Origin of the sequence: Corallibacter vietnamensis (assembly GCF_039537875.1) — a bacterium.
Classification (GTDB): domain Bacteria; phylum Bacteroidota; class Bacteroidia; order Flavobacteriales; family Flavobacteriaceae; genus Corallibacter; species Corallibacter vietnamensis.
The window spans coordinates 497,750-522,979 of the sequence record NZ_BAABBI010000001.1 but is presented as its reverse complement, the minus strand read 5'-3'; the positions used below and the strand labels follow the sequence as shown (position 1 = coordinate 522,979).

Genomic DNA, 25,230 nt, shown 5'->3' with positions numbered 1-25,230 from the left:
AAATACATGTTTTTTGTTAAAAATGTAAGAAAAGGAACATGTAAAACTTTAACCTTGTGTGTCAATCAAAGCTTTTTTGTTTTTCCAATCAATCCATTTTTGACCTCTTATTCGTCTCATAGCATTATCAAAATGTCTCATAATAATGATGTTATATAATGCTTGACTTAAATTGGTAATTTTTTTAGGAACAGACCTTAAGCTCATAGAGAACCCTGGAGTTAGGTATTTCATATAATGCCAATAACCTTCTGGCATGTATAGAATTTCTCCGTGGTTTAACTGTGTTTCGTATCCTTTAGCGTGTTTTAATGCAGGCCACTTGGTGTAATCAGGGTTTGAAAAATCTATATCTTCTCGTGTAATTAATGAGAAAGGAATTTTGTATAGATACTTATTCTGTTTTTGATCAAATAATATGATTTGCTTTTTACCTTCAAAATGAAAATGGAAAATATTGGCTAAATCAATATCGTAATGCATAAAGGTATGCGAGTTTTTTCCACCGAAAAACAGCATAGGTAATCCTTTCATGAGTTTTAGTCCAAAATCAGGATACTTAAAATCGTGCTGAAGTTTTGGTACTTCTTTTAATACATTCCAAAGAAAAATACGATACTTTGTTGGTTCAGATTTAAGCAAGTCAATATATTCAGACATTCTCATTTTGGCATGAGGTTCATTAAAACCGTCTTTATAATTTACAGGTCTGTCATCATAAAGTGGTACAATTTTATCTCCTGCAACATCTTTTATATAATCTAGTCGCCATTTAGAATATGCCGGCCAATCTTCAATAAAACGTTCTATTACCACAGGTTTTTGTGGTTTGTAATAGTGTTTAATGAAGTCCTCTTTTGTTATTGTTTTTACTCGAGGAATATCTTGAAGATGCAATATAAAAGCCTTGAAAAATTAACGCTTCAAAGTTAAGAAATTGTAAATAATATTGCGGTTATTTAAAGCTGTATTTTAGTCCAAATAGCACATTGCCTTTTATTGCTGGTACAAGGTTGGTTTCTGTATAATCTGCGTTAAAAATGTTATTTGCCATAATTGAAAAATTTAAAGCTTTGAACGTGTAGTTTATACTTGCATCATAAACGTTATAGCTTTCGCCCGCTGTTCTTTCGGCATATCTGTATGCAATAGTTTGAGATAAATTTTTAATAAACTGACTTTTAAACGATGCTGTAAATTGATGCTTTAAAGAGTTTATCGAGTAGCGAGAAAAATTGGTAGCGACATCTTTTAAGTCTTCTTCTAGAAATGTATACCCTAATTGAATGTTTTGATTAAAACGATCCGCTATAAAACTGTAGCTTGTGTTAGCCTCAAATCCTATGGTGTTTAACTTGGCTATATTTGTTGCTTGCCAAGGGTCTGTGGCTGTGTTTTTAACATAGTCAATGAGTTTTTTAGAATCTCTGTTAAAAAAAGCTCCTGTAAAGCGAAACTTATTAAGGTGTAACTTAATACCTAGTTCTTCTGATACTGCTTCTTCTGGTTCTAAACTATCGTTTCCTAATTCTGTTGGGCTTGAGTAATATAAATCTGTATATGTTGGTATGCGATATGTGTAACCAATGTTTCCATATACTTGTAATACATCATTTATTTTATATCCTAAATCTATACCTGGAAATGCATGAAATTTAAAATCTGTAAAATAACTTAAAGCAACACCTGGCGTAATAGATAATGATTCATTAAATAAAGAAAAACGATGTTCTAAAAATACATTAGTCATAAATCTATCATGTTGACCTAAATTATTACTAGATATAAAGGTTTGAGATAAATCTACACCAAAGCCTGTAATCCCTAATTTTGAACGATATGACGCGTTTACTTCTGCCCCAATCTTGTTGGTTTGATGTAGATTTCTATATGCAGGTGGATTATCACGAATAAACAAGTACATATCTTGATTTCTTCGCCAGTAAATACGTGGTTTTAATGTTAGTTTTTCCTTTTTTATTTCAGTTGATAACCCGATTAAACTTGTTTGTGTTTCTTCATATTGATCTTTAGCTGTTGGTGACGCATAAAATCCGTTAGCTCCAAAATTGCGTTCTTGATAGTTTGCTATAAATGATATAGGTAGTTTATTTTTATTAAACGTACTTTTTATAAAATAGCTTTGGTTATCATAATCTGTATTATAACGATAACCTTCTGATGTGTTTCGAGACACATGTATAATATGAGAAGCGTTTTCTTGATTACTTCCTACGGTAATGTCAGCATTTTTTTGACCATAAGAACCAGCTTCTATACCAATTGAAACGCTATCATCTATACTGTTTTTAGTAACAATATTTATGGCGCCTGTAAAAGCATTTTGTCCAAATACACGCGCAGCAGGCCCTTTTATTATTTCAATACGCTCTATAACTTCAAGAGGTAAAGCCATGTTTAGTGTATGATGCCCTGTTTGAGCATCTTCAAGTTTCATACCATCAATAAGTAAAAGGGTTTGATCAAAACTTCCGCCGCGAATGTATAAATCGGCTTGGCTACCATCAGTACCACGACGTCTTACATCAATACCGGCAACTTGTTGTAGTAAATCTGCAATATTATTGGTTGCACTCTTTTTTATATCATCACTTGTTATTATAGAAATTGTTCTAGAATTTTCTTTAAATGGTAATTCAATTCTAGTTGATGTTATTACTACCGAGTCTAAATCTTGCTGTTGTTGTAGCTTTTGCCCTTGTGTAGTAAATGTAAAAAGTGTAATTAATATAGATAATGTAATTAATCTCATAATAAAATAGATTCGTGTTTTTTAGCGCGGCAAAATTCGTAACTTTCCGGATTATCAAAATAGTCCAGTTTTAAAACAATGAATAGTCCGGTTGATGATATATTGAAATCGTTAGTTCAATTTGAAAAATCACCTAATACAGCTATATATATTCAAATAGCGCAACAAATTATAAATGCCATACAGCGAGGGTATTTACCTGAAGGTACTGCATTACCTGGTACTAGAAAATTTGGAGAGCTATTAACTATCAATAGAAACACAGCTGTAGCTGTATATGATGAGTTGGCTTCTCAAGGTTGGGTTGAAATAGTTCCTAATAAAGGAACCTATGTGCTCATGCCAGAACGAAAAACAGCAATTATAAAAGGAACTTCACAAAGTTTAGAAGCTTTAAAAACATATCCTAAAAACGCTGGTTTCCCATTTCAATCGTCTTTTAATTTAGCCTCTACAGAAGAGTTTACACAAAGTGATTATGTTATTAATGATGGGCAGCCTGATTTACGTTTGCATCCTACACATCAATTTTCACGTTGGTATAGTGCGTCTATGAAACGCACATCCTTAATATCTAAATGGAATTTACCACAAGATCAAGCTTATAGTATGTTTAATAAGCATTTGTGTAATTATCTAAATGCGACACGAGGGTTTCATATTCAGCCTCAAAATATCATGAGTACACGTAGTACGGAAATGAGTTTGTACATTGTTTCACAGCTTCTTATTAAAAAAAATGATATTGTTTTAGTTGCAGATTTAAGCCATTACAAATCAAATATGATTTTTCAGCAGGCTGGAGCTCATATTAAAATAGTTCCTGTTGATGCTAATGGTATTGATGTTGATTTTATTGAGAAGCACTTCACAAAAAATAGTATTCGTTGTGTATATGTTTGCGCGCATAGGCAATATCCAACTACCGTAACACTTTCAGCTGAAAGACGTTTAAAGCTTTTACAATTAGCAAAAGCTTACGAGTTTGCAATTATAGAAGACGATTTTGATTATGATTTTCAGTTTGATGGTTCAGCTATGTTGCCTATGGCAAGTGCTGACGGACAAGGTGTTGTTATTTATTTAGGGCGTTTAGGTCAGTCGTTCTTTCCAAGTTTTCAGGTAGGGTTTGTAGTGGCTCCAGAAAATATTGTAAATGAGACTAAAAATTACCTACAATTACTTGATAAAAAAGGCGATTTAATTCAAAAACAAATACTTTCTGAACTTATTTCAGAAGGTGAAATACACCGTTTAATAAAAAAGAATATTACCGTTTATAAACAAAGGCGCGATTATTTATGTGCTTGTCTGGATACGTATTTTAATGAATTAGCGGATTGGGATATTCCATCAGGCGGTTTGGCGGTTTGGGTGCGTTTTAAATCGCATATATCACTTATTAAATTAGCAGAACAAGCGAAAACACATAACCTGTTTTTGCCTAAAACAATACTTTATCAAAATCAGCATGTTTGTGCTATTAGATTAGGCTTTGGGCATATACATGAAGCTGCTATTGAAACAGTTGTAAAAAAATTGAAACAATCTTTTAATGATTTAAACATTTAATTATTTATTGTTTTTCAATAATTTAAAAGTATATTTATTATCGAAAAACAATAACGTATGAAATTAATTAGACAGCTTAAGATGTGCATTGATATTTATTATTATTTGATGCTATTAACTTTTATTGTTGGAGTAGTGATTGTCATCGCTTCATTTTTTACAACCAACACGTATGATATGGAAATTCTAGATGAATCTATTGATGTAGGAGTATTAAATGTATTTGAGAAGTTTTTTATTCTTGTTTCAATAATCACTGTTTTTGGAGTTTACTTTTCTACAATACGATTAATAAAGAAAACAGTAGACATGTTGTCTAAAGGCGCCTATTTTACAACTCATGTCATAAAAAATTTAAAAAAAATAGGAAAGCTATTTATAATTTGTGCTTTTGGGTTTTTAGCTGTAAAATTTGTAGTAAACATGATTTTGTTTAGTGAATTTTTAATAGGTATAAGTTCTACATTTATGGTGTTCCTAATCATTGGGCTATTTATGATGTTTTTAAGCGAAGCTTTTTCTAATGCGAAAAAAATAAAGGAAGAAAATGATTTAACCGTATAGCTATGCCCATAAAAGTAAATTTAGATATTATTTTGCAAAAGCACAATATGAAAAGCAATGAACTGGCTGAAAGTATTGGTATAACAACCGCTAACTTATCTATTTTAAAAACAGGAAAAGCACGTGCTATTAGGTTTTCTACTTTAGACGCTATTTGTAAAACTTTAGACTGTCAACCAGCTGATATTTTAGAATATGTTCCGGATTAATTTTGTGAATTATTTTTAAAATATGGCTTCTAGTAAATAGCAATTTCAACTATCTTTAGGGTCATGTTTGCACTCGTAGATTGTAATAATTTTTATGCCTCTTGTGAACGGGTTTTTAATCCCAATTTACAAGGAAAACCTGTTGCTATATTAAGCAATAATGATGGTTGTGTTATTGCACGAAGTGATGAGGCAAAGGCGCTCGGGCTGCCTATGGGTGCACCTATTTTTAAGTGGGAATCTTTTTGCAAAGCAAACCAAATTCAAATATTTTCATCCAATTATGCCTTGTATGGCGATATGAGTAATCGTGTTATGAAAATTCTTGAACAATTTACTCCCGATGTTGAAGTATACAGCATTGATGAAGCTTTTTTACAGTTTAAAGGATTTGAAAACTATGATATTAACGACTATGGAAACCAAATACGTCGTCGTATTTTAAAATGGACAGGTATTCCTACATGCGTAGGTATTGCGCCCACAAAAGCATTAAGTAAGGTTGCCAATAAAATAGCACGAAAATTTCCTGAACATACCAAAGGTGTTTATGTTATAGACTCTGAAGAAAAACGCATAAAAGCCCTAAAGTGGATAAAAATTGAAGATGTTTGGGGAATTGGTCGCAGGTTAGCAAAACGTTTAAAAATTAAAAACTGTCATACCGCTTTTGACTTTACACAACTTTCTGATGCATGGGTACGAAGTAATTTCTCTGTTACAGAATTAAAACTGAAACATGATTTAGAAGGGTCACCAAGTATACTGTTGGAAGCGGTAACAAATAAACGAGCCATTGCTACAACACGTAGTTTTGATTTTTCTTATAGCGATGTAAACTACATCAAAGAACGCGTTTCTACCTTTGCTGCCACTTGTGCTGAAAAATTGCGAAAGCAGGAATCTTGTTGCTATATGATAATGGTAACTTTGAGTAGTGATAGGCATAAAAAAGAATTGCCACAACATAGAGAGACACGCATGATAAACCTAGCGTATCCTACAGATTCCACATTAGTAATTAGTAATGAGGCGGTAAAAGCTGTGGCAAGTATGTATAAACAAGGTATCAAATACAAACGCGCAGGCGTTATTGTAATGGGATTAGTGCCAAATGATAATTTTCAATTACATTTGTTTGAACATGAAAACCCAAAACATAAACCCTTAATGTCTACTATAGACAAGCTAAACACAAAATATAAAGATTATAAAATAAAGCTTGGAAATCAAGATTTAGAACGCACTTGGAAAATGCGCCAAGAGCGATTATCACCAAAATACACGACCAATATTAATGATATTATCACCATTAGGTGATAGAAAAGCATTTAATTTACGGAAAAACCGTAACGGTTTTGGCGGTTTTTCGATGAATGGCTAAAATTTATGAAAAAACGAGAGGATATTAGTTTTTTTTTTTTTTTATAACTTTAAAAATGTTTAGAATATGTTGTTGAAAAAGCCGATTCAATATAATGTTTTATACGCCAAGATTAATCTTTTTACTAGCGCTAGTTTTTCTCCCTTAAAATTAATTAGCGTGACCTTACTAGATAGCAACGGCTTTGTTATTTAGTTTCGGCTTGTTTTTTATAATTTAAAAACAAAACAAACAAAATGAAAATTAGTAAATTAGTAATAACACTTATGGTGTTAAGCCTAGTTTGGTCTTGTTCAGACAATGACGAGATTACGGAACAACAGACAAGGGCTGTTGAAAAAACAGAAGCTATGAAGCAATTTGAAACATCCTTTATAGGGATTTCAAAAGAGCAAAAAAACCTTAAACAGTCAAAATTAAGCACAGCAACTTTAAATTCTGAAGTTGCAAAAAAAGCTTCAGGGTATCTTATGGAGCAAGGTGTAATGGTAGAACAAAAAACCAATCAAGCAGCGATTATTAAACAAGCTTTGGATTTACATTTAAAGCAGTTGCAAGAATTACAACCCATTAAAAAACAGCCATGAAAAAGATACTTATAGCAACCTTGTTTTTGGTAAATGTAGTGGCATTTGCGCAAGTAACCCATAGGCCACTTTATGTGTATAACTACACACAGTTTGAAGTAGAATTTCAAATAAACACGGTAGAAGAAAGTGGCGATTGGGGAGATTACCCAATACTTAAGTCTGATAACACCTATGTTATTAACCCTTACAGCAACTTTGAAAAGGTGAATTTAAGTGTAGATGGCGTAGCATTTGCAGCACCAAGTACACCAGCCATAAGTACATGGGATAGAAAAACATCTTCTACAGCATCATGGATTACAACACCACCAACTGTGGCTCAAGCTGTATTTGGACCAACACAAAAATGGCATTTTATAAAAAAGGAACTGCAGGATAATGGTCTGGGCTCTTATTTAAATGGTAATGTTGGTTTTCCAGGTAACAGCCAGTTTGCTTCGTTTGACGAGGAAACCTTGGGTGCACCCTATAACGTGACCATTAATGTGGAGTGGTTTGAGGTAACTGATAATTCAGACCCAGCCAATATTATTATAACGACTTATATTTTATTTACAGAATTTTAGTTAGATTGACTACCAAAGGCTAGGCTTATATAAGCCTAGCCTTATTTAACATACAGCGAAATGAGAAAAAATACACTAATAGTATTTATAGGCATTAACTTTTTTGCTTATGGACAAACCCTTGAATGGAATACCTATTTTGGTCCAGAAGGAGTAATATTGGTCGGCACACAATTGGATAGTCAAAACAATTTATATATCGCGACAAGTAATTCTGGCACAACCCTTAATTTTGGAGGTTATTATGACCATATGGTAACAGGTGAAACATTTCAACCTAATTATAGTGGTAGTGGGAACTCTGAAGGTGTGATATCTAAATTTTCACCCCAAGGGGAGTTGCTTTGGACAACTTTTTATGGAGATGCATCAGAAACACAAAACTATGGTACAGGGTTTAATGACATTGCTGTGGATAATATTGATAATATTTACGCCATAGGTTCTACAGGTTCTAAATATATGGGAACGCTTAACGAAGCTCCAGAAAGTTTTGATGAATACTATAGGTACCATGTATTGGTAAGTAAGTTTGATGATCAAGGCCAGCGTATTTGGGCAAAATATATTGGAGGCTTATTTCCTGATAGTGGTGTACGTATTCAATATTATGAGGGCTTTTTGTACTTGTCAGGGCATACATATAGTGCCAACGGTATCGCTACAGCAGGGAGTTACCAGCCCACCATCCCAATGCAAGACCCTCCTCATGTAGTAAGCTATTTAACTAAAATGGATTTAGATGGTAATATTATATGGAGCACTTATTATGGGCAACACGATGTTGGAGATGGTATTACCGGTTTGGCAATAGGTGATACAGGTATTTACGTAGTTGGCTTTATTATAGACAATGCCGGCAACCCGTTTTATGCGACACCCAATTGTTTCCAACCCCAAAATTATGCCGGCAAAGACCAATATTTAACCAAGTTTTCGTTTGATGGTGACCGGTTGTGGAGCACCTATATTGGTGGTCCTGGCAATGAATTAGTCTCGTTCGAGTCCATTGCCACCTACCAAGACGTGGTATATATTGCAGGCGTGACCACCACAGATATAAATATTGCTACGCCCAATGGTTACAACCCCACAAAAGAACCAAATAGGAACAATGCCTATATTATGAAATTTAATGATGATGGCGAGCAACTTTGGGGCTCTTATTATGGGCAATTAAATCCTGATATTAGCAGCTTATTTGCAGTTCAAAACTGTATTGTACAAACAGATAATAGTGGAGATGTTTATTTACAGGGCAATACCGTGTTAGACAATATGGCAACATCTGGTGCTTATCAAGAAACCATTATTAACAACCCAATTGGGGATAGAGGTAATGACGATGCGTTTATGCTTAAACTAACACCAGAAGGTGTGCCTATTTGGGGCACTTACTATGGAGGTAGTGCAACTGAAACAGGTATTAAAACTGTTTTAGGTGATGATTTTTTCTATTTAATAGGCAATACCAAAAGTACAGATTTACCAACAACACCTGAAAGCTTTCAACCAGATTATATTACATCTCCAGCGAGTGTGTCAAAAAGATATAATGGTTATATTGCTAAATTTTCAACAGCAAATTTAAGCGTCGAAGAATGGAACAGTGAAGAGTTTATAATATACCCAAACCCCGTAAAAAATAATCTCACAATTCGTTCAAAAGTGCTTTTAAAGCAAATTTGCTTATATGATGTTACAGGAAAATTACTTATAAAAAAACAAATACATGGTTTAGAAGAGATTCAATTATCAATGGTCAATTACGCAAATGGCTACTATTTATTAAATGTTCAAACAGAAACAGGAAAAATAGTCAATAAAAAAATCGTAAAGGAATAGTAATTAATATAAATAGTTAGATTGAAAACCAAAAAGAAATTAGTAACTTGGTTTTAAAATTGACTATGCTAGTAAAGCAAACACAAAACTTGACATTCTTCACACCAGATATATCAGAAGACACATCATCAGGAGCTCTTTTTGTTGATGTAGGCATTTCGGCTGGATTTCCATCACCTGCTGACGATTTTAAAGAAGAGCGTTTGTCGTTAGACGATATGTTGGTTAAAAATAGGCTAGCTACATTTTACGCTCGCGTAAGCGGACAAAGCATGATAGATGCTGGCCTAGATGATAATGATTTGTTAGTTATTGATAGAAGTTTAGAACCAGAGCATAATAGAATAGCTGTTTGTTTTCTTGATGGCGAATTTACCGTAAAGCGCTTGCGTGTAGAAAAAGATGGTGTGTGGTTACAACCAGAAAATGCAAATTATCAGCCTATAAAAGTCACTGAAGAAAATGAGTTTGTAATTTGGGGCATTGTAACCAATGTGATTAAAAAGGTGTAATTTTTTTTCAAAAGCGAGCTATACATCAAGATTAATACATATTTTGTAGATTATTATTGAAAATAAAGTTGTTCATGATTCAATTATCTACAATAGATTATATTCTTATCATTTCATTCTTTGCAATAACCCTTTTTGTGGGTGTTTTTGTTTCTAAAAAGTCAGGAAAAAGTGCTTCTGAATATTTCTTGTCAGGACGTAATATGCCTTGGTGGTTGTTGGGACTTTCTATGGTTGCAACCACTTTTTCAACAGATACACCCAATCTGGTAACAGATATAGTCAGAACCAATGGTGTTTCTGGAAACTGGGTTTGGTGGGCTTTTTTACTCACCGGATTGTTAACAGTATTTGTCTATGCTAAATTATGGCGAAAGTCTAATGTCACAACCGATATTGAATTTTACGAACTTCGCTATGGAGGTAAACCAGCAAAATTTTTAAGAAGTTTTAGAGCTGTTTATCTAGGAATCATTTTTAATATTCTTGCAATGGCGGGCGTTACTTTAGCGGCCATAAAAATAGGTGGTATTATGCTAGGTTTAGAGCCTTGGCAAACAGTAGTTGTCGCAGGTTTGGTAACAGTTGTTTTTAGTGCGCTTGGTGGCTTTAAAGGTGTTGTTTACACAGATTTTATACTGTTTTTTACAGCTATGGCAGGTGCTATTGGAGCTGCTTATTACCTTGTTGGGTTGCCTGAAATTGGAGGTTTAGAGAAGTTATTGGCGCATGAAAACGTTACTGATAAGTTATCATTATTGCCTGATTTTAGTAATACAGAAGCATTAATCACATTATTAATTATTCCTCTGGCAGTTCAATGGTGGAGTTCTTGGTATCCAGGAGCGGAGCCTGGTGGAGGCGGCTATATTGCTCAACGTATGTTGGCAGCAAAAGATGAAAACCATGCTATTGGTGCTACCTTCTTTTTTAATATTATGCATTATGCATTACGTCCTTGGCCATGGATTATTGTTGCTTTAGCATCTCTAGTTTTATTTCCTGATATTGCTAGTATTCATAAAGCTTTCCCTAATGTAGCAGAGAGTAAATTAGGACATGATTTGGCTTATTCTGCTATGCTAACAAAGTTGCCTGCAGGTTTATTAGGGCTTGTGTTAGCATCGTTAGCAGCAGCTTATATGTCTACCATTTCTACGCACTTAAATTGGGGATCATCTTATGTGGTGAATGATTTTTATAAACAACAAATACATAAAGACGCTTCAGAAAAAGAATTAGTTACTGTGGGACGTATTTCTACAGTCGTTTTAATGGTTTTAAGTGCTTTATTGGCTTTAGTTTTGCAAAATGCATTACAGCTTTTTGACATTATATTGATGTTTGGAGCAGGTACAGGCTTAATTTTTATTCTACGATGGTTTTGGTGGCGTATCAATGCTTGGAGTGAAATATCAGCAATGTTAGTATCAGGAGTTGTTTCTATGGTATTAACATTTACCTCATTAGGAGAGGTTTTATTTGGATTTGATGGCGTACTGCCTGCTTGGGCAAAATTCCCTTTTATTGTTTCAATAACAACTATTGCTTGGGTTGTAGTTACATATCTGACGCCAGCAGAAAACACTTTAGTATTACAAAGTTTTTATCAGAAAACGCAACCAGGTGGTCCAGGATGGGCTAAAATTATTACCGATGCAAACAAAGAAGGCGCTGATATAACTACACAATCTGAATCTTGGAGCGTTCCTTCAGGAATCATTGCGATGCTATTAGGTTGTGTGCTTATTTATAGTTGTTTATTCGCCGTAGGATATTGGATTTATGCAGACTATACTTTGGCTATAGGTCTTACTTTGCTTGCAATAATTGCTGCATTTTTATTAAAACGTGTTTGGAGTAAAGTAAAAGCAAATATTTTATAAATAAAAAACCCTTACAAAATGTAAGGGTTTTTTTAATGTTGTAAAGTATTTAAATTAGTCTGCTAAAATAATTACTTTATTATCTTTCATTTCAAGTGTTCCTGAATTGATTTTTACAGTTAGTATCTTATCATCATCATTATGAGGAACAACTTCTGCATGTAGTTCATCAAAAACCAAATGGCTTTGAGTATGCGTATGAATTTTTATTGACCCAGAACCTAATGCAGCAACAATAGGTGCGTGATTATTTAACATTTGAAACTCACCGTCTATACCTGGTACAGCTACAGAGTCTACTTCGCTACTAAATAATGTTGCTTCTGGTGATACAATTTCTAAATACATATTTTTAAATATTGAGTATTGAGCAATTAGTTGTTATTAAGCTAATAGCTCATTACTAGTTTTACGCTTCAGCTAACATTTTTTCTCCAGCCTCAATCGCTTCTTCGATAGTTCCTTTAAGGTTAAACGCTGCTTCTGGTAAGTGATCTAATTCACCTTCCATAATCATGTTAAATCCTTTAATTGTGTCTTTAATATCTACTAAAACACCTGGAATACCAGTAAATTGTTCTGCTACGTGGAAAGGTTGAGATAAGAAACGTTGTACACGACGCGCACGAGATACAGCAAGTTTATCTTCTTCAGATAATTCTTCCATACCAAGAATGGCGATAATGTCTTGTAATTCTTTATAACGTTGTAATAACTCTTTTACACGTTGTGCACAGTCATAGTGCTCATTTCCTAAAATATCAGCAGTTAAAATTCTTGATGTAGAATCTAATGGATCTACCGCAGGATAAATACCAAGCTCTGCAATTTTACGAGATAATACTGTTGTTGCATCTAAGTGAGCAAACGTTGTTGCAGGAGCAGGATCCGTTAAATCATCTGCAGGTACGTAAACCGCTTGTACAGATGTAATAGAACCTTTTTTAGTTGATGTAATACGTTCTTGCATCGCACCCATTTCAGTTGCTAATGTAGGTTGGTAACCTACGGCAGATGGCATACGACCTAAAAGTGCAGATACCTCTGAACCAGCTTGTGTAAAACGGAAGATGTTATCTACGAAGAAAAGTACGTCTTTTCCTTGTCCGTCACCAGCGCCATCACGGAAATATTCTGCTATAGTTAATCCTGAAAGTGCTACACGAGCACGAGCTCCAGGAGGCTCATTCATTTGTCCGAATACGAAAGTAGCTTTAGAATCTTTCATAGCAGTTTTATCTACTTTTGATAAATCCCATCCGCCATCTTCCATAGAGTGCATAAAGTCATCACCATATTTAATAATACCAGACTCTAACATCTCACGAAGTAAATCGTTTCCTTCACGAGTTCTTTCTCCAACACCAGCAAATACTGAAAGACCACCATGTCCTTTTGCAATGTTGTTAATTAACTCCTGAATTAATACGGTTTTACCTACACCAGCACCACCAAACAATCCAATTTTACCACCTTTTGCATAAGGCTCAATAAGATCGATTACTTTAATACCTGTAAAAAGTACTTCAGTAGATGTTGATAAATCTTCAAATTTTGGTGCTTGTCTGTGAATTGGTAAACCTGCGTCTCCAGCTTTAGGTAAATCTCCAATACCATCAATAGCATCACCAATTACATTAAATAGACGTCCGTAAACATCTTCACCAATTGGCATTTGAATAGGAGCACCAGTTGCAGTAACTTCTGTTCCTCTACTTAAACCATCAGAAGAGTCCATCGCTATAGTACGTACAGTATCTTCACCAATGTGAGATTGTACTTCTAGTACTAAAATTGAACCATCAGGTCTTTTAATTTCTAACGAATCATAAATTTTTGGAAGTTCAGCACCAGCTCCGAATTCAACATCGATAACTGGACCTACTATTTGTGCAACTTTACCTGTAACTTTTGACATTACTTATGTGTTTAATATTATGCTATTTAATTGAATGAAAACACCTATTGTTTTCGCGCTGCAAATATATGAGTTTTTAATTTAAAAACCGCATCAAATTTTTCAGCTCTTTATCTATAAAAAACGCTCTCATTTTGAGAGCGTTTATAATATGATATAAAAAAGTGTTTTATTGTAGCATTGGCGAGTATGTTACGCCATAGTTAGAAACGTTTAATAGGTTTCCAGATGCTTCAAAATTACTACCATAAGTAGCGTCTATGGCTTTCATAATTTCATTTGCCATAACTGCGTAGCCTCTGGCTGTTAAATGGACACCATCTAAACTTATTAATCCTCCTGTTACTAAACTTGTATTTAAAATGTAATCTCCAGTAAAAATACCAGATGTAGAGGCTTCTTCTAAAATGCCTTTAAAGTCAACTAGAGCTAAACCGTTGTCAGTTGCTGCAGACTCAATGGTTGCATTGTAAGCATCAGTAGCTGTTTTTATAGATGCTTGTTCGCTAGGAATCAGGACCCATTTATCTTCTAAAGGTAATGTAACACCTTCAATAGCAAATTGTCCAGCAACTTGAGCAGGAAGGCCTTGACCTGCTAAAAACTGCGCATAAGTTTGATTTACTTGCCCAATAATTGAGCTACTTGGTAATACGAATAAGTCATTTTCTGTTGCTTGTCTAGTTTGTCCATAAGTTTGTCCTAAAAGGTTAGCTACTAACTGAACAACAACAGGGTTACTACCATCTAAACCAAATTGTGCTAAAAACGCAGGAAATGTAGGACTGTTATTTAAAGCTGTTGCTATTTGAACAGAAATATCAGCTAATGTTTCATCTCTTATTACAACCGGGCTTGCTTCTGTTTCAGAGAAAACAATGGCGCGGCTTGGATCTATAGCTTGAAATATTGGGTTTAAGGCTCCGAAAACATTATTTAATGTAGGAATTTGAGGCCCAAAATCAGGGTTAGAAGGGTCTAAAGGATTATGTGGCACTGTTGTGAAATGCGCTAAACTTGTAATATAAGGAACGTTTCCTACAACGCCTTTAGCGTTGTTAGCTCCAATTAAAGCGCTTACAGCAGCATTAAATGATGTTGCAAAAACATTAGGGTCAGTAATGTCATTTGCTCCATATGTTGCAGGGTTAAAGTTTCCTGTTTGGTCTACACCTGTTCCTCCTGATAGAGCGTAACCTAAAACATCATTTCCTCCTATTTCTGATAATGAAAAGAATGTAGGGCTTTGAGCCACTGCATCTCCTAAAACAGTAGCACCAGCACTAGATGCCATTCTACCAAAATAGGGATTTAATGAACCATATCCAGCAACTCCTAAATGAAAACTTTTCATTCCTGGAATTCCATAGTTATTAAAAGGACCTGTTAATACATTTGTAGCTTGTGTTGTAGGAGTAGCTGGTAATATCGCAGGACCGCTACCATCAAAGTAGAACCTAGGGTTGGCAAGAACCGTAGTTCCTGCAACTAATCCACCAATGTTGTCATTCATTAGGGGTTGTGAAAATGTGCCACCACCAACTAATGCAAACTTTTGAGAAAGCATATTTGGGAATGAATTTTCTTGACCTGCAATGAATAAAGCTCCATCTGTATAGCCACCACTAAAAGAAGCTCCTACTGCTATATATTTAGAGAAATCTGCTTCACCATTAGATAATTCAGGTTTAGGGGCTTCAATACTTGTTGTTAAACTGTCATCGTCACTACTACAAGCTGATACAGCAAGTAGAGTAGCGAATAACCATATGTATTTTGATTTTGTTTTCATAATCATTGATTTATTCTTTTTCATGGCTTATAAATTATTAATTGTCCAAGATACATAGTACATAGAACCGATGTAACCAGTACCTATAGCTGTAAAGTATTCGTCACCAAGAATGTTTGTGGCACCAACTTTAAATGATGATTTAATTTTAGGTACACGATAATTAAGTTGAGCGTCTAAAGTATGGTAAGCAGGGATGTCTCCATCTCCAAAAGTAGCTTGCCAGTAGTAATCGTCACTCCATCTCCATGCTACGTTAAATCCGAAATTTTTAAACAAGTCTGTTTTTCCAAAAGAAGCTTTCACTTTGTGCTCTGGAGTGTTAAAGTTTGTTCTAAAATCAGGGAAAGCAGCTTGGTCAAAATCTTGTTTAGTGTACGTATAATTTACACCTAAATCAAAACCATTAAGTACTTTTGTAGATAATCCAATTGATCCACCATAAGAGTTAATATCAGCATCAGAGTTTGTATATGTTTGATATGTGATATAATCATCAGAGTCAATTGCATCAACAGAAAGAGCATTGTCACCAACTTGACCATAAAGCGGCGCAATAACGTTTTCACCAGAAATAAAGTCTTTGTATTTGTTGTAGTATAAACTTAAATCAATGATTGTGCTGTTAAGTTTACCTCTATAACCAACTTCAAAAGATGTTACTTGTTCTGGCTCAACAATATTTGAGTTTCCTACTCGTAATAGTTGTGAAGCTTCCGCTAAAGGTGTTCCTGTTTTTCTTGCGGCTTCAAATGCTAATACCGAAGATTGCGTATAAGAGTTGTTATAAGCTGCAGCACCACTTTGCGTATATCTGTTACCATCATTTGCATCGTATGTTCTTACATAACGATCTAAATTTGTAGGTGCAGATCCTACTAAAATAGCTCTACCAGCATCAAGACCTATAAATAAATCTTGTGTAGTTGGGTTTCTAAATCCTGTTTGGTATGAAGCTCTAATATTATGATTTTCATTAACAGTTAAACCAGCTGAAATTCTAGGAGAAAAGAATCCGTCAAAAAATTCTGATTTATCATAACGAAGAGACCCTGTAAGCTTTAATTTTAAGCTTTCATTTAATTCTAGTTGTTTTTGCAATTGTGTATACATACCAAATTCAGAATACTCGATTGCTTCGTTATAATCTGTATAAATTGTACCTGAAGAATTTAGGCTGTATCTTCTATAAGATCCACCAACTTGTACTTCAATAGCATCCCAAAGATGACTGAAATTATAGTTACCATCAGCATGATAATATTTTGAAGCATCTTTAAATTGAGATCCTTTTGAAAAATCTGGATCTTGAATTACTCTATTAAATGCGTTGTTGAATTGTTTTGATCCTGGAGCAAAACGACCATTATCTGCGATAGCACGAGCTGCTGCATGTTTTTGTTCGTCAGTTAAGCCTTGCGGGTTTCCACTTAACTCAATGCCTGCGTATGTTGCTATATAGTCACCAAACCAATCTTCATCACTTTTAAAAGCTCTGTTTATATTAATCCCAGTAAAAACCATATCATAAGAATCACCTGCTTTATCAGCAACCACATAACCTCTTAAAAAGAAATTATCATTTCTAACTTCGATTTTGTGTTGTTGTTGTGTGAAGTTATCAATGTAGTAACGGTTAGTTCCTTGATATATAGTTGAACCTGTCCCTACTTTTCCAACATATTGGATCTCAAAATCACTAGCCCATGGGCGATAGTATAATCCCCAATCAGCTTTAACACTTTCTGCATTATAATCAGTGAGGTCTGTTTCATTGTATCCTGTTCTACTTACTACAACATCTGGAATAACTCCTAATCCTCCTGAAGCATCATGAATGTTTGTAGAAACTTCATCACCGTATACGTTATAACCATCATAATCTGTTGAAGCTCTTGTAGCACCACCTTCAGGTTTTCCTTGCATGTTGTTAGCTACCCAGTCGGTACCTTTTAGCCATCCAAAGTTAACTTTAGCTGCAAATTTTTCGCTAAACTTATGAGCTACTCTTATACCTGCATCTCTATAAGTGTTATCTCCAGCAGCATCTTGAGAAGTTATACCTTGTTTGTAATACCCACTAATTCCAGTATGGTCAAAAGGACTTTTACTTCTCATAAATAAAATACCGTTAAAGGCATTTGCTCCATATAGTGCAGAAGCTGCACCTGGAAGTAATTCAACACTTTGAACATCTGTTTCATTCATACCTACTAAATTTCCAATTGGGAAATTTAAAGCTGGAGTAGAATTGTCCATACCATCTACTAGCTGCATAAACCTTGTGTTTGCAAATGTTGCAAAACCTCTTGTGTTTATAGCTTTGAAAGTTAAACTGTTTGTGTTTACATCTACACCTTTTAGGTTTTCTAAACCATCATAAAAATCTGCAGAAGCAGTGTTTTTGATTTCTTTTAAACCAAAACGCTCAACTGTTACAGGCGATTCAAATATACGTTCTGGAGTTCTTGAAGCAGAAATAACAACTTCATCTAAAGAAGTTCCTTCTTCAAGGATAAAGTTGATTACTTGGTTGTTTTCATTAACCTGTTCTGAAGTAGAAGTAAACCCAATACTACTAGCTTGAAGCGTAAAAGGCGGGTTTTGGTCTAAAGTTAATGTAAAGTTACCATCAAAATCTGTTGATGTACCGCTTGAGGTACCTACTACAATAACATTTGCACCAGGAATGGGCTGGCTATTATTATCTACAACCGATCCTGAAATTGTTGTTTGTGAGTAAGTTATACTGCATACAAACAACAATAAAATTGAAAGAATTGATCTCATCTTTTAGTTTTAGTTAATTATTTTAATAGCAATATAAATAATAAAATGAGAATTTTATGTTTTTTTTGCAAAAAAGTATGCGTGCATAACATAATTTAATAAAAATATACACTTAAATTTGCGATATTCTTAATTGGTAAAATATTCGTTTACTGTAGTTTAAAAAATAATTATTCTACCGTCACGGATTTTGCTAAATTTCTAGGTTGATCAACATTTTTATCAAGCATCACAGCAATGTGATAAGATAGTAGTTGTAATGGAATTGTGGTTAATAAAGGAGTTAATGACTCTAATGTTTCAGGAACCTCAATAACATGATCTGCAAGTTTTTTTACAGTCTCATCACCTTCAGTTACAATACCAATAATTTTACCTTCTCTAGATTTAATTTCTTCTATATTGCTAACAACTTTTTCATAATGCCCCATTTTTGTAGCAATAACAACGATAGGCATGTTTTCATCAATTAAGGCTATTGGTCCATGTTTCATTTCGGCAGCAGGATAACCCTCAGCGTGTATATATGAAATCTCCTTTAGTTTTAATGCGCCTTCTAGCGCAACCGGGAAATTGTAACCTCTTCCTAAATAAAGGCAGTTTTTAGCGTCTTTGTATATACTAGCAATAGTTTTAACATTCTTATCAGAAAGTAATGTTTTTTCAACTTTTTCTGGGATAAGTTCTAATTCTATTAAGTGACGTCTAAAATCAGAGCTAGAAATTGTTCCTTTTGCTCTAGCTAATCTTAACGCAATTAGCGTAAGTACGGTAATTTGCGTAGTAAATGCTTTGGTAGAAGCAACTCCTATTTCTGGGCCGGCATGTGTGTAGGCGCCAGCATGGGTTTCTCTAGCTATAGATGAACCTACAACATTGCAAACACCAAAAACAAATGCTCCTTTTGATTTAGCTAGTTTTATGGCTGCTAATGTATCAGCAGTTTCACCAGATTGCGATATTGCAATAACAATATCTTTTTCTGTTATTACAGGGTTTCTGTATCTGAATTCTGAAGCATATTCAACTTCAACAGGTATTCGTGCTAAATCTTCAAAGATGTATTCAGAAACCAAACCAGCATGCCAAGATGTTCCACAAGCTACAACTATTATTCTATCAGCATTAAGGAATTTTTTCATATTATCCTCTACGCCTACCATTTTTATGATGGCTTCGTTAGAAAGAAGTCTCCCTCTAAATGTATCTAAAATAGCACGTGGTTGTTCGTATATTTCTTTCAGCATAAAATGCTCATAGCCTCCTTTTTCAATCTGCTCTAAATTCATTTGAAGCTCTTGAACATAAGGATCTACTGACGAGTCATCTTTTATTTTTCTAATTTTTATCTCTTTATTTAGCCTTACAATTGCCATTTCTTCATCTTCAAGATATATGGCATTTTTTGTATATTCAATAAATGGAGAGGCATCACTTGCTATAAAAAACTCGTTGTCACCAACGCCAACTGCAAGCGGACTTCCTAAACGCGCTATGACTATTTCGTCTGGTTTATTCTTATCAAAAACGGCAATAGCATAAGCACCTACAACTTGATTTAATGCTATTTGAACTGCTTTACCTAATTTTGTTTTTTCTTTACGTTTTATGTCTTCTATAAGGTTGACTAAAACTTCTGTGTCGGTATCAGATTTAAAACTATAACCTCTTGAAATTAACTCTTTTCTCAAAGCGCTATAGTTTTCTATTATACCATTGTGTATAATAACTAAATCGCCAGTGTTTGAGTAGTGTGGATGCGCATTAATGTTATTAGGAACACCATGTGTAGCCCAACGTGTATGTCCAATACCGATAGATCCTTTGGTTGTTGATTCTTTTTCTATGCGTGATTCTAAATCGGCTACTTTACCTTTTGTTTTACAAACATTTAGGTCTGTACCATCATATAGGGCTATACCAGCACTATCATAACCACGATATTCTAAACGTTTTAATCCTTCTAAAATTATTGGATATGCCTCTCTATGGCCTATATAACCTACAATACCACACATAAATTATTCTATTTAATTATTTGGATCAGTGAAATATATTTCTAAATATGCTTTTTTGTCATCAGGAACACTAGCTGTGTTTCCGTGTAAAACGGTTCCTCTAGGAGATAAAACTGTTGTTGTTGGAACAATGTCATCTTCATTATTTAAAGTAGCAGAATTTGTTTCTCCATTTATGTTAGTAGTAACAAATAAACCTAATTTAAGGTTTAGAGAATCTCGTAATAAAATATTATTTAAATGTTCTGTAACTTGAATTTTATATTTAACACCGTTATTGTTACTATCTCTTTCTAATATTTTAGAGAAATTTATTTTTGAATAAAGCGGTAAAGCTGTATTTGTTGAAGTGTCATAGGTGTAGTCTATTATTGCTTCGTTATTTGTTAGGTCGTAAAGCGTAACCCTGTCTGGTTCTTTTTGATTCACGATATTTTGGTTTACATAAAAAACTAAATTAGCTTCATTTATTAACCAATCTTCTTTTTTACTTAAAAAGTATTCTTTAGAATCTACTAGGTTTCCATCCTCGTCAAGCATTTGGCCATTAAACAAGTCAATAACCGCCATTGATCCTTCTCCTCCTTTTAGATATAGGTTCTCATCTCCCGTTGTTGGATTTGCATTAGCGTCTGCTTGATCTATAATAGTGTTTGAAGGGTCGTTTTCAAAAATATTTAATTTATTTCCTGAAAAAATTAAGTTGTATTCGCTGTTGATTCTTGCGGTACCAGCATCATTTGGATTGGAGTAAGTGACAACTATTGAGGCTTTAGTAAGGTCTAGCATCACCATGTTTCCTGATTCACTAATAGCTTCAGCTTTTAGCAATAGACCCCTAAAATAGTCTTTGAAATTGTTAGCGTTACTAAATGCAGAAGTTCCTTCTTGAGAAAAAAACAAGTCATTCCAAAACGTTTCATTATCAGTACTGTTGAAAAGAGAAACTCTTAAACTAGGTGTTATTCTTTCAACCTCTTCATCTTCTCCGGTATCTTCGTTGTATTCTGTTACTACTATTTCTGTATTGTCAGGGAAGAATTGTCCGTTTACAAAGAATTCTTCTCCATTTTCGTTATCAATGTTTAACGCTTGCCCAGCATTAGAGTAGTATTTTTGAGATTCATCTAAATTATTAGGATTGTTGTCTCTCAAAAAATAAGTGTTTTCTCTAATTGATAGTTTTATTGGAGAGCTACCGTATAGTGAATCTATTTTGTACGTTGCTAACCCATTTTGATCAGTAGTGTTAAGGTTTGTAACAAAATAAGGGATTGTTAATTGCACATCTACTATTTCTGGATCTTCTCCAAAATCAGGGCTATAAGTTGTAGGTACTACTTGGCTAACAATTGATGCTGTAGTTTGACCATAAACAGGATCGTTATAAACACCAAGCAAATTACTTGATAAATTGTTAGTCTGTACTGGTCCAGTTTTTTTATTGTAAGCAACAATAGGGAATTGCATTGAGTTGGTGTTGAAGTTTTTATAACCTTCTAAATCACTCTCTACAGAAGAGAAATCTCTTTCGCAGGCAATACACGTTATAGCAATAAGTAGTAATAAGCTTATTGATTTTAAAATATGATTTTCTTTCTTTTTCATTGTTTTTTTAAAGTACGTAAATTTAATCTAATACTTCAGTATTGTAAAACTGTGTGTAAGCTTCACTGAATTCGTCTTTAGATCTATAATCTAAAACGGGTTTTTTAGAGTCTTTTAAATAATTTGTTAACTCGTCAGGAATTTCTTCAGACCCAATAATTAAAGCATCAGAATGATCTATAGCAACTTTCATTAGGTTGTTGTAAGTTGGGCTTTCAAGCGTTTTTACAGCAGTTTCATCTATGTTGTCAAACTGAATTTTTTTGTGCATGTCTTTATTTAACGTTCCATCAAAGCTTTGATTGTACACAGATGTAACTATTTTACTTTCATTAAATAAAGGCTCATCTTTATAAAATTGCTTTAGGTATAATGGCAATAAGGAAGCAAGCCAACCATGAACATGAATAATATCTGGAGACCAGTTTAGTTTCTTGACTGTTTCAATAACACCTTTAGCAAAAAAGATAGCGCGTTCATCATTATCAGGGAATAAGTTACCGTCTTCGTCTGTAAGTGTTGCTTTTCTTTTAAAATATTCGTCGTTGTCTATAAAGTAAACTTGAATACGTTCTTTAGGTATAGAAGCAACTTTAATAATTAGAGGCATATCTAGATCATTAATTACCAGATTTATACCGGAAAGTCTTATAACCTCATGTAATTGATGTCTCCTTTCATTTATATTGCCATACCTTGGCATAAATATTCGTATTTGACCTCCTAATTGATTCACCATTCTAGGTGCTTCAAATGACATAGAAGAAATTTCGGTTTCAGGTAAATAAGGCACTACTTCAGATGATACATACAATATCCTCTTATCTTTCATAAACTATCTTGTTTTTATGTGAATTCAGAATAAAAAACACGCAAAAGTACAAAATTTTATGCAGATTATCAGTAAAGTATTAAGTTTGCACCCGTTAATTTTTTATTAAAAGTGATTGTTCTAAATAAAAGGAAACAAATACAAGACCTAATAAGCTCATTAAAGGCTCAAGGTAAACGTATAGGCTTTGTACCAACTATGGGTGCATTGCACGAGGGACATATGTCTTTAGTAAAAGAAGGATTAGAAAATAATGACATACTTATTGTTAGTATTTTTGTAAATCCTACACAGTTTGACAATGCTGAAGATTTAGAAAAATATCCTAGAACATTAGAGCGAGATACAGCGCTTTTAAGCACAGTGTCTAAAGATGTTATTGTTTATGCGCCTTCTGTTGATGATATTTATCAAGGAAAAACAGAAGCAGAACATTTTAGTTTTGATGGTTTAGAATTTGAAATGGAAGGACAATTTCGCCAAGGTCATTTTGATGGTGTTGGTACCATAGTAAAGCGTTTGTTTGAAATAGTAACTCCAGATAGTGCTTATTTTGGAGAGAAAGATTTTCAGCAACTTGCCATTATAAAAAAAATGGTTCAAAAGCATAATTTACCAGTTGCCATAATTGGTTGTAAAATTCACCGAGAAACAAACGGATTAGCAATGAGTTCTCGTAATGAACGACTAAAACCAGCGTATAAAAAAGCAGCACCTTTTATTTATAAAATACTAAAAGAAGCCAAAGAAAAGTTTGGCACAAAAAGTGCTAATAAGGTAGTGGAATGGGTTGAAAATCAGTTTAAAGAAAATGAATTATTACAGTTGGAATATTTTGTAATAGCTGATTCTGAAACATTAAAACCAATAAAAAGAAAGTCAAACAAAAAAGCATATAGAGCCTTTATAGCAGTATATGCAGATGATATTAGATTAATTGATAATATCGCCCTAAATTAATTATCTTTGCCGTATGCAAGTACAAGTAGTAAAATCGAAAATTCACAGGGTAAAATGCACAGGTGCAGATTTAAATTACATTGGTAGTATTACTATTGATGAAGATTTGATGGATGCAGCAAATATTGTACAAGGAGAAAAAGTTCAAATTGTAAACAATAACAACGGTGCACGGTTAGAAACTTATGCAATCCCTGGACCAAGAAAAAGTGGTGAAATAACCTTAAACGGTGCGGCTGCAAGACTCGTGTCACCTGGAGATGTACTTATTTTAATCACCTATGGCTTTATGACTATGGATGAAGCAAAAGAATTTAAGCCTTCATTAGTGTTTCCTGATGAAGCCACTAATCTTTTAAAATAACGTGTGAATAGCAAGACAAAAAGTATACTAAAAATATCGCTCCCAATTTTATTGGGAGTTTTTTTAATATGGTATTCTTTGTCTAAAGTGCCCTTTAACGAATTATTAGAATACTTTAAAAACGCAAATTATTACTGGGTGTTTTTGGGTGTTTTCTTCGGCTTTTTAAGTCATTTGTCTCGAGCATATCGATGGCTCTATTTGTTAGAGCCTATGGGATACAAGCCTAAATTTCCTAATAGTATTATGGCTGTGTTTTCTGCTTATCTTATCAATTATACAGTGCCGAGAGCTGGAGAAGTTGCAAGAGCTTCGGTTTTGACAACTTACGAGCAAGTTCCTTTTGAAAAAGGTTTCGGAACCATAGTGGCAGAACGTGTTGCTGATATGATTCTGCTTTTGCTTATTATAGCCATAGCTTTATTTCTTCAATTTGACTATATCTATGCTTTTTTTATAGATAGGTTTAACCCATTTACTATAGCATTTGGTTTAGCTTTTTTAGCTATAATGTTTGGGCTTTTAATCTTGTTTATAAACAAAAGTCAATCTGCATTTGCAATAAAAATCAAAAATTTCATAAATGGTTTAAAAGAAGGTGTGTTTAGCATTTTTAAAATGAAGAAAAAATGGCAATTCATGGCGCATACAATCTTTATATGGATTATGTACGTGCTTATGTTTTATGTAACCACATTTGCCGTTGCTGAATTGCATGGTATTGCTTTTGGAGCTATATTGATAGGTTTTATATCCGCAAGTTTTAGTATTGCAGCTACAAATGGAGGCATAGGTTCTTATCCGGTTGCGATATTTGCTGCATTTGCAGTATTTGGTGTTGCGCAATCACCAAGTATTGCTTTTGGGTGGATTGCTTGGTCATCACAAACATTAATGCTTGTTATTTGTGGTGGATTTTCTCTTATATTTTTGCCACTTTACAATAAAAAAAGATTGTAGAAGCATTTATATTCTTCTTAAAAAAAACAATGCACTTTTTTTAATCTTTATTTCATAACTTGCCGTTATAATATTCAATATACGCTT

21 protein-coding genes are annotated in these 25,230 nt (G+C 33.8%); 12 read left to right on the top strand and 9 right to left on the bottom strand.

What is annotated here, in order from left to right; all coding sequences use genetic code 11:
* Nucleotides 1–48 precede the first annotated feature (48 nt).
* Nucleotides 49–897, bottom strand: a complete 849-nt coding sequence (locus ABD690_RS02415) for a cupin-like domain-containing protein (protein ID WP_344726677.1) — start codon at nt 895–897, stop codon at nt 49–51.
* 58 nt (nt 898–955) lie between these two features.
* The gene (locus ABD690_RS02410) at nt 956–2,773 is read right to left on the bottom strand and encodes a TonB-dependent receptor (protein WP_344726675.1); all 1,818 of its coding nucleotides are present in this window, start codon (nt 2,771–2,773) and stop codon (nt 956–958) included.
* A 78-nt stretch (nt 2,774–2,851) separates the two neighbouring features.
* Here ABD690_RS02410 and ABD690_RS02405 point away from each other — a divergent pair, with 78 nt between their 5' ends.
* The 9 genes from ABD690_RS02405 (at nt 2,852) to ABD690_RS02365 (ending at nt 11,901) form a co-directional block, all read left to right on the top strand.
* Complete coding sequence (locus ABD690_RS02405; RefSeq protein ID WP_344726673.1) at nt 2,852–4,345, top strand: aminotransferase-like domain-containing protein; 1,494 nt, start codon at nt 2,852–2,854, stop codon at nt 4,343–4,345.
* 57 nt (nt 4,346–4,402) lie between these two features.
* On the top strand, nt 4,403–4,909 hold the full coding sequence (locus tag ABD690_RS02400; RefSeq protein ID WP_344726671.1) for a DUF2975 domain-containing protein: 507 nt from the start codon (nt 4,403–4,405) through the stop codon (nt 4,907–4,909).
* A 2-nt stretch (nt 4,910–4,911) separates the two neighbouring features.
* Nucleotides 4,912–5,118: a helix-turn-helix domain-containing protein gene (locus ABD690_RS02395; RefSeq protein ID WP_344726669.1), complete on the top strand. Its 207-nt coding sequence runs from the start codon at nt 4,912–4,914 to the stop codon at nt 5,116–5,118.
* Between the two features lie 63 nt (nt 5,119–5,181).
* Nucleotides 5,182–6,438, top strand: coding sequence for a Y-family DNA polymerase (locus ABD690_RS02390; protein ID WP_344726667.1), 1,257 nt, complete (start codon nt 5,182–5,184; stop codon nt 6,436–6,438).
* 300 nt (nt 6,439–6,738) lie between these two features.
* A complete protein-coding gene (locus ABD690_RS02385) occupies nt 6,739–7,089 on the top strand; it encodes a hypothetical protein (RefSeq protein ID WP_344726665.1) in 351 nt (116 codons plus the stop codon).
* The gene (locus tag ABD690_RS02380; protein WP_344726663.1) at nt 7,086–7,658 is read left to right on the top strand and encodes a hypothetical protein; all 573 of its coding nucleotides are present in this window, start codon (nt 7,086–7,088) and stop codon (nt 7,656–7,658) included. The genes ABD690_RS02385 and ABD690_RS02380 overlap by 4 nt, the downstream gene beginning before the upstream one ends.
* Before the next feature lie 60 nt (nt 7,659–7,718).
* Complete coding sequence (locus tag ABD690_RS02375; RefSeq protein ID WP_344726661.1) at nt 7,719–9,503, top strand: T9SS type A sorting domain-containing protein; 1,785 nt, start codon at nt 7,719–7,721, stop codon at nt 9,501–9,503.
* Between the two features lie 65 nt (nt 9,504–9,568).
* Nucleotides 9,569–10,015, top strand: coding sequence for a LexA family protein (locus tag ABD690_RS02370; protein ID WP_344726659.1), 447 nt, complete (start codon nt 9,569–9,571; stop codon nt 10,013–10,015).
* Between the two features lie 74 nt (nt 10,016–10,089).
* A complete protein-coding gene (locus tag ABD690_RS02365) occupies nt 10,090–11,901 on the top strand; it encodes a sodium:solute symporter family protein (RefSeq protein WP_344726657.1) in 1,812 nt (603 codons plus the stop codon).
* 54 nt (nt 11,902–11,955) lie between these two features.
* Here the strand turns inward: ABD690_RS02365 and ABD690_RS02360 are convergent, their stop codons facing one another.
* From ABD690_RS02360 to ABD690_RS02330, 7 genes are all read right to left on the bottom strand, one after another.
* The gene (locus ABD690_RS02360) at nt 11,956–12,249 is read right to left on the bottom strand and encodes a F0F1 ATP synthase subunit delta/epsilon (protein ID WP_344726655.1); all 294 of its coding nucleotides are present in this window, start codon (nt 12,247–12,249) and stop codon (nt 11,956–11,958) included.
* 61 nt (nt 12,250–12,310) lie between these two features.
* The gene (gene atpD / locus ABD690_RS02355; protein WP_344726653.1) at nt 12,311–13,819 is read right to left on the bottom strand and encodes a F0F1 ATP synthase subunit beta; all 1,509 of its coding nucleotides are present in this window, start codon (nt 13,817–13,819) and stop codon (nt 12,311–12,313) included.
* Between the two features lie 169 nt (nt 13,820–13,988).
* Nucleotides 13,989–15,635 (bottom strand): SGNH/GDSL hydrolase family protein, encoded by a 1,647-nt coding sequence (locus ABD690_RS02350; protein WP_344726651.1) that lies wholly within the window; start codon nt 15,633–15,635, stop codon nt 13,989–13,991.
* Nucleotides 15,636–15,638: 3 nt separating this feature from the next.
* Nucleotides 15,639–18,401, bottom strand: a complete 2,763-nt coding sequence (locus tag ABD690_RS02345) for a TonB-dependent receptor (RefSeq protein WP_344726649.1) — start codon at nt 18,399–18,401, stop codon at nt 15,639–15,641.
* Nucleotides 18,402–18,571: 170 nt separating this feature from the next.
* Nucleotides 18,572–20,419, bottom strand: coding sequence for a glutamine--fructose-6-phosphate transaminase (isomerizing) (glmS, locus tag ABD690_RS02340; protein ID WP_344726647.1), 1,848 nt, complete (start codon nt 20,417–20,419; stop codon nt 18,572–18,574).
* A 12-nt stretch (nt 20,420–20,431) separates the two neighbouring features.
* The gene (gene bamH, locus ABD690_RS02335) at nt 20,432–22,027 is read right to left on the bottom strand and encodes a BamH family beta-barrel-assembly machinery protein (RefSeq protein WP_344726645.1); all 1,596 of its coding nucleotides are present in this window, start codon (nt 22,025–22,027) and stop codon (nt 20,432–20,434) included.
* A gap of 22 nt (nt 22,028–22,049) precedes the next feature.
* Entirely contained in the window at nt 22,050–22,859 is an 810-nt protein-coding gene (locus ABD690_RS02330) for a glycogen/starch synthase (protein WP_344726643.1), read from the bottom strand.
* A gap of 111 nt (nt 22,860–22,970) precedes the next feature.
* Here ABD690_RS02330 and panC point away from each other — a divergent pair, with 111 nt between their 5' ends.
* The 3 genes from panC (at nt 22,971) to ABD690_RS02315 (ending at nt 25,143) form a co-directional block, all read left to right on the top strand.
* Nucleotides 22,971–23,819 carry a pantoate--beta-alanine ligase gene (panC, locus tag ABD690_RS02325; RefSeq protein WP_344726641.1) on the top strand — a complete coding sequence of 283 codons (849 nt, stop codon included), beginning with the start codon at nt 22,971–22,973 and terminating at the stop codon, nt 23,817–23,819.
* 13 nt (nt 23,820–23,832) lie between these two features.
* Entirely contained in the window at nt 23,833–24,183 is a 351-nt protein-coding gene (gene panD, locus ABD690_RS02320; RefSeq protein WP_344726639.1) for an aspartate 1-decarboxylase, read from the top strand.
* Between the two features lie 78 nt (nt 24,184–24,261).
* Nucleotides 24,262–25,143, top strand: a complete 882-nt coding sequence (locus ABD690_RS02315) for a lysylphosphatidylglycerol synthase transmembrane domain-containing protein (protein WP_425554897.1) — start codon at nt 24,262–24,264, stop codon at nt 25,141–25,143.
* The last annotated feature ends 87 nt before the right edge of the window (nt 25,144–25,230 follow it).

Bases quoted from the DNA above. Each gene is read 5' to 3' on its own strand.
- ABD690_RS02395 (WP_344726669.1), top strand. From the start codon at position 4,912: ATGCCCATAAAAGTAAATTTAGATATTATTTTGCAAAAGCACAATATG.
- ABD690_RS02345 (WP_344726649.1), bottom strand. From the start codon at position 18,401: ATGAGATCAATTCTTTCAATTTTATTGTTGTTTGTATGCAGTATAACT.
- ABD690_RS02365 (WP_344726657.1), top strand. From the start codon at position 10,090: ATGATTCAATTATCTACAATAGATTATATTCTTATCATTTCATTCTTT.
- atpD (WP_344726653.1), bottom strand. From the start codon at position 13,819: ATGTCAAAAGTTACAGGTAAAGTTGCACAAATAGTAGGTCCAGTTATC.
- ABD690_RS02370 (WP_344726659.1), top strand. From the start codon at position 9,569: ATGCTAGTAAAGCAAACACAAAACTTGACATTCTTCACACCAGATATA.
- ABD690_RS02400 (WP_344726671.1), top strand. From the start codon at position 4,403: ATGAAATTAATTAGACAGCTTAAGATGTGCATTGATATTTATTATTAT.
- ABD690_RS02385 (WP_344726665.1), top strand. From the start codon at position 6,739: ATGAAAATTAGTAAATTAGTAATAACACTTATGGTGTTAAGCCTAGTT.
- glmS (WP_344726647.1), bottom strand. From the start codon at position 20,419: ATGTGTGGTATTGTAGGTTATATAGGCCATAGAGAGGCATATCCAATA.
- ABD690_RS02410 (WP_344726675.1), bottom strand. From the start codon at position 2,773: ATGAGATTAATTACATTATCTATATTAATTACACTTTTTACATTTACT.
- ABD690_RS02360 (WP_344726655.1), bottom strand. From the start codon at position 12,249: ATGTATTTAGAAATTGTATCACCAGAAGCAACATTATTTAGTAGCGAA.
- ABD690_RS02375 (WP_344726661.1), top strand. From the start codon at position 7,719: ATGAGAAAAAATACACTAATAGTATTTATAGGCATTAACTTTTTTGCT.
- ABD690_RS02330 (WP_344726643.1), bottom strand. From the start codon at position 22,859: ATGAAAGATAAGAGGATATTGTATGTATCATCTGAAGTAGTGCCTTAT.
- ABD690_RS02405 (WP_344726673.1), top strand. From the start codon at position 2,852: ATGAATAGTCCGGTTGATGATATATTGAAATCGTTAGTTCAATTTGAA.
- panD (WP_344726639.1), top strand. From the start codon at position 23,833: ATGCAAGTACAAGTAGTAAAATCGAAAATTCACAGGGTAAAATGCACA.
- bamH (WP_344726645.1), bottom strand. From the start codon at position 22,027: ATGAAAAAGAAAGAAAATCATATTTTAAAATCAATAAGCTTATTACTA.
- ABD690_RS02390 (WP_344726667.1), top strand. From the start codon at position 5,182: ATGTTTGCACTCGTAGATTGTAATAATTTTTATGCCTCTTGTGAACGG.
- ABD690_RS02350 (WP_344726651.1), bottom strand. From the start codon at position 15,635: ATGAAAAAGAATAAATCAATGATTATGAAAACAAAATCAAAATACATA.
- ABD690_RS02380 (WP_344726663.1), top strand. From the start codon at position 7,086: ATGAAAAAGATACTTATAGCAACCTTGTTTTTGGTAAATGTAGTGGCA.